At 54.4% G+C, this 4,396-nt stretch carries 6 protein-coding genes; 5 read left to right on the top strand and 1 reads right to left on the bottom strand.

Annotation, left to right across the window (positions count from 1 at the left end):
• Positions 1–120 precede the first annotated feature (120 nt).
• The 4 genes from DU506_RS22635 to DU506_RS20600 all read left to right on the top strand — a co-directional run bounded on the left by DU506_RS22635 (position 121) and on the right by DU506_RS20600 (position 2,603).
• Positions 121–246, top strand: a complete 126-nt coding sequence (locus DU506_RS22635; protein WP_328588007.1) for a hypothetical protein — start codon at positions 121–123, stop codon at positions 244–246.
• Positions 247–514: 268 nt separating this feature from the next.
• Complete coding sequence (locus DU506_RS20610) at positions 515–1,213, top strand: HAD-IA family hydrolase (protein ID WP_114488718.1); 699 nt, start codon at positions 515–517, stop codon at positions 1,211–1,213.
• A gap of 23 nt (positions 1,214–1,236) precedes the next feature.
• Positions 1,237–1,611: a translation initiation factor Sui1 gene (locus tag DU506_RS20605; protein ID WP_114488717.1), complete on the top strand. Its 375-nt coding sequence runs from the start codon at positions 1,237–1,239 to the stop codon at positions 1,609–1,611.
• A gap of 80 nt (positions 1,612–1,691) precedes the next feature.
• Positions 1,692–2,603 carry a nuclease-related domain-containing protein gene (locus tag DU506_RS20600; protein ID WP_114488716.1) on the top strand — a complete coding sequence of 304 codons (912 nt, stop codon included), beginning with the start codon at positions 1,692–1,694 and terminating at the stop codon, positions 2,601–2,603.
• Here the strand turns inward: DU506_RS20600 and DU506_RS20595 are convergent.
• Complete coding sequence (locus tag DU506_RS20595) at positions 2,600–3,928, bottom strand: deoxyguanosinetriphosphate triphosphohydrolase (RefSeq protein WP_114488715.1); 1,329 nt, start codon at positions 3,926–3,928, stop codon at positions 2,600–2,602. The two genes, DU506_RS20600 and DU506_RS20595, sit on opposite strands and share 4 nt — an antisense overlap.
• 128 nt (positions 3,929–4,056) lie before the next feature.
• Between DU506_RS20595 and DU506_RS22045 the strand changes: the two genes are divergently transcribed.
• On the top strand, positions 4,057–4,215 hold the full coding sequence (locus DU506_RS22045; RefSeq protein WP_220254488.1) for a hypothetical protein: 159 nt from the start codon (positions 4,057–4,059) through the stop codon (positions 4,213–4,215).
• The last annotated feature ends 181 nt before the right edge of the window (positions 4,216–4,396 follow it).

Below are 4,396 nucleotides of genomic sequence, written 5' to 3'. Positions count from 1 at the left end.
GCAAACGCCGACTCGCACACCGCGAACTCCGGTCACGCTCTCCACACTTTGGCAACAAAGCGCGTGAGAGTGATGGGAATCCGCGATTCTATTCTTTGAATGAATCGTCGGAGGGTTCAAATGCAAAAAACCCTACTCAACATGGCATTCGGCCAACATGTTCCCTGGTGGGTCACCAGCCGCCGCGCCATGAGCCCTTATCATCGCCGTAGTAGTGCCAACTCTCGACGCCTTTCCAAGCCATGATTTGGCAAATCAGCTAGCTGGATTGGTTCCGTTGATTTTCCAGGCGATGCACAACGGAACCAGACTTCAGCTTCTGTGAGGTCAAATTCACTATTCCTCTACCTCACACCTATAGCCCCTCCTCCGCACCGATTCATTTTTTATCAGCCATGCCCGTAAAAAATTACAGAACACTGTTCACAAAAGGGGTAAAATTTCGTTCAATAGCCAATGTTCGGCGACTTATGTGACACTGGCTACCTGCCGAATCGCTTGCAAGGGAACTTTAATGTCTCGCCCACTCTGCCTGCTATTTGATTGCGACGGAACCTTGGTAGACAGTGAACCGCTGTTGGCCGAAGAAATGGCGATCGGTTTAAAAGCCGTGGGACTGCCTTTTGTTGCCGAAGACTATCTGGGCGAATTCCGTGGAACACGCTTCAGGCGTATCGTGGCGGAGTTACAGCAACGACATGGTGCCGTTGATCCTGAGCAGCTCAAGATCATGGAAACCGCGATGCGCACGAACCTGGCGCGGCGGCTAGAGCTTGAGCTGACCCCTATTCCCGGGGCCATCGAAGCACTAAAAGCACTGGCAGACTACCCCAGCGCAGTAGTCTCCAACGGGCCGGAAGCCAAAATTCGCGCCGCACTGAAAGCCACCGGTCTAACCGATTACTTCGGGGCGCGGCTGTTCAGCGGGTATACCGCCAATTGCTGGAAACCAGAGCCCTGTCTGCACTTGCATGCGGCCAGTATCATGGGGTTTGCTGCTCGCGACTGTATCGCCATTGATGATGCCATTGTGGGAGTGCGTGCAGCGCTGGAAGCAGGCATGACAGTTATTCACGTGAATCGTTATCCTGATGCTGAGCTAACCCCGGAAGGGGCTATCATGATCACTAATATGTTCCAGCTTCCTGCAATGGTGGCTAACTTGGTGTCGATGCGTGAAACGTCACTTTACCCTATACGCCATGAACCGTAACGCGAGTATCAAGGAGCTTAGCCATGACCTCTTCCCGAGATCAGCACACCGGGCTAGTGTATTCCACCGAGCATGGTGAAACATGCCCTGGCTGCCGCCAGCCGGTCGAGCAGTGCCAGTGTGAACAACTGGCTCAACAGGAGCGTCTTGCATTACTGGATGGCATCGTACGCATACGACGTGAAACCAGCGGCCGAAAGGGCAAGGGCGTTACTACCGTGTCAGGTATTCCGCTACCCGAAGCCGAATTGAAAAACCTGGCCAAACAACTCAAGAAACGGTGTGGTACCGGCGGTGCAGTGAAAGACGGTATCATTGAAATTCAGGGTGATCACCGCGAAACCCTACGCGAGGAATTGAGCCGGCAAGGCTACACCGTCAAGCTCGCCGGGGGGTAGTTCACTACCTCGGTACAGCGATTCCATCATGGTCGGCCTGTTTCATCTAATCACTCACCCTTCTGGGGCAAGGAACTCCGATGGTTTGGCTGGAATACCTTTTACCCCTGATATTCTTGTTTCCCATGGCGGCAATGGCCGGCATCGTGGTGGCTCTGCGAAACTTGCATGATGCCCGGGTGCATTCACCTTTCGATGCACACTTGCTCAAAGAGCCTGGGCAAGCATTGCGTAGCCGGCTGGATAATGCCTTTTCCAGCTTGTTCATCAACGGTGCCCTGGGTCCCATTATCAGCCTTGCCCCTCTTGTCTATGGCATGGGGAGAATGCTGTTCGCTCCCGAGCAGGATTGGGTCGAATGGGCGCTGTATGGGTTGTTGAGTACTGGGCTGGTATTGGCGTTCTCTTTACTTTTGATTCGGGATTACCAACGTATTCGCCGGCTCAAACTGGGCTTGGCTTGTGATCTTGCAATCGGCCAGGAACTTGAGCAACTGATTCGTCCAGAAGCTCATCCTTATTATGTTTTTCATGATGTGTCTACCGATAGCTTTACCATCGACCATGTGGCGGTAACCCCGCATGGCATTTTTGTGGTTGAAACCCGGGCACGTGCCTGGCCGGTCGCCCCCGACGGACGTGAGCTCAAGCAGGTAGCGGTTGAGCGGGAGCGCTTACGCTTTCCCCACTGGCAGGAACGCCGCCCGCTATACAAGACACGCCAAGGAACGCGCTGGATGAGCCAGTGGCTGACCCAGCACTGTGGTGTAACCGTCCCTGTGCAGGGCGTTCTGGCATTGCCTGGATGGGAAATCGATACTCGAGAAGCCGCAGGCGATGTGTTGGTGGTCAGTGGGGAAACGTTGGCACAGCAGTTGACCGAGTTGGAGCCAGGTTCCATGAGCCAAGCCATTCATGACAAGGTAATTCGTTTGCTTGTGGAACGTTCACAAACGCTGGAGCACAAGCACCTCAAGCAGCCGTCGGTTTAACCGCGCAGACGTCCTCCCATCTCCTGAGCCAAATCCACAGCATAGTGATCGGTCATGCCACCGATAAAGTCGAGCATACGCCGATAGCTGGCATATAACGGCCATGAGGGTAGAGGGGTATTTTCACCAATCAAGGCCAGCACGCGCTGGTGCTTGAAGGAAGAACGCCCGGTGTGATGCAGTTCAAAAGCCGCACCGATGAAAGCTTCCAGAAGAATGCCCAGGGTGGTGTAAGCGCCAATCTCCAATTTAGCTTTGCGTTCGTTCTGGAAAATCCGCTCGCGAGCCAACTGTTTTGCCGCCTGAACACCCCAGCCCAGATCCGGATGGCATAGCTCTAGCAAATCCTGTTGCAGCGTGCCATTGAGCAAGGCGCTTTCATGCTGAACGAATACCGCTCCTACTTCATTGACTGCTCGCTCCATTGCCGCGCCCCGCAATAAGGCAATGCAGCGTCGCTGCGAGGCACCCCGAGCCTGCATGGCAGCATAGTCCGGCGGAATATCACCCGCAATTTGTTGAAGAATTTCGGCAACTTCCGAATAGCGCAGAATACCCATTTCCAGACCATCTTCCAGGTCGAGAAGGGCATAACAGATATCATCGGCAGCCTCGACCAACCAGGCCAGAGGGTGGCGACACCAGCGTTGCAGCCCTTGCGGAATCAAACCAAGCGCTGTGGCAACTTCATCCAGCAAGGCTTTTTCGGACTGATAGCAGCCAAATTTTCCTGCTAGGCCGGCATGTTCCACCGTCCAGGGGTATTTCAGCAGAGTCCCCAGCGTAGCAGCGCTCAAGCGCATGCCACCGTTGAACTGGTTATACTCGATCTGAGTAATGACGCGAAACCCTTGAGCATTGCCTTCGTAGGTGAGTAGGTCTTCCCGCTCAGCCTGCGAGAGGCCTTTAAGTAAGCCGCTAGTCTCAGCGCGCCGAAACCAGTCGCGGATGGCATACTCACCCGCATGGCCAAAGGGCGGATTGCCAATATCGTGCCCCAGACAAGCGGTCTGCACGATAACGCCCATGTCAGCAGGGGTGATCCAGGCAGGTAGGTGATCACGCAACAGCTCTCCCACAATCATGCCAAGAGAGCGTCCGACGCAACCCACTTCCAAAGAGTGCGTCAGGCGTGTATGTATATGATCGTTTTCGGTCAGCGGATGCACTTGAGTCTTTCGCCCCAAGCGACGAAACGAGCCGGAAAACACAATGCGGTCATGATCTTTATGAAAAGGGCTACGGCCGATTTCCTGAGATCCTCCCGGTCGGCTATCGTGCAGACGTTGCGGAGAAAGTAATCGTTCCCAGCGCATTTGGGTCATGGGCTTCCCTCCTTGAACAAAATCCTGCCGCATTCTGCGATTCGATTCTCTGAATGAGTCGTCAGTTAAGGCAGGGCAAGGCGTCAGCCTTGCTTGTTCTTATAACTGGTTGGATATATAGTTTTCTTATGCCGATCATCCGTTCCGACTCCCTGGCGCTACACGTCACCAGTGCCGACCAACAGGCCGCTCTGACGGATACGCTGGCGCTGTATCGGCGATTGGTGCGCGATCTCATGACCGTGGCGTATACGCACTGGCTGCAGGGAACGCGGTGGTCGAGGTAATAGAACGGCTGATACATCCCACCCAAAAACGGCCACAGGTACGCTACACGTACTTTGCTAAACGCTACTACAAATTTCCATCGTACCTTCGCCGTGTCGCTATCATGGATGCGGTTGGTCAAGTCCGCTCCTTCGTGACACGGTTTGAGGCGTGGCGCAGCGGTGATCGTAAACACCTGCA

Source organism: Vreelandella rituensis, assembly GCF_003336665.1.
Taxonomy (GTDB): Bacteria; Pseudomonadota; Gammaproteobacteria; order Pseudomonadales; family Halomonadaceae; genus Vreelandella; species Vreelandella rituensis.
Note: the sequence above shows the minus strand (reverse complement) of the source record. Positions and strands in the feature narration are given on the sequence as shown.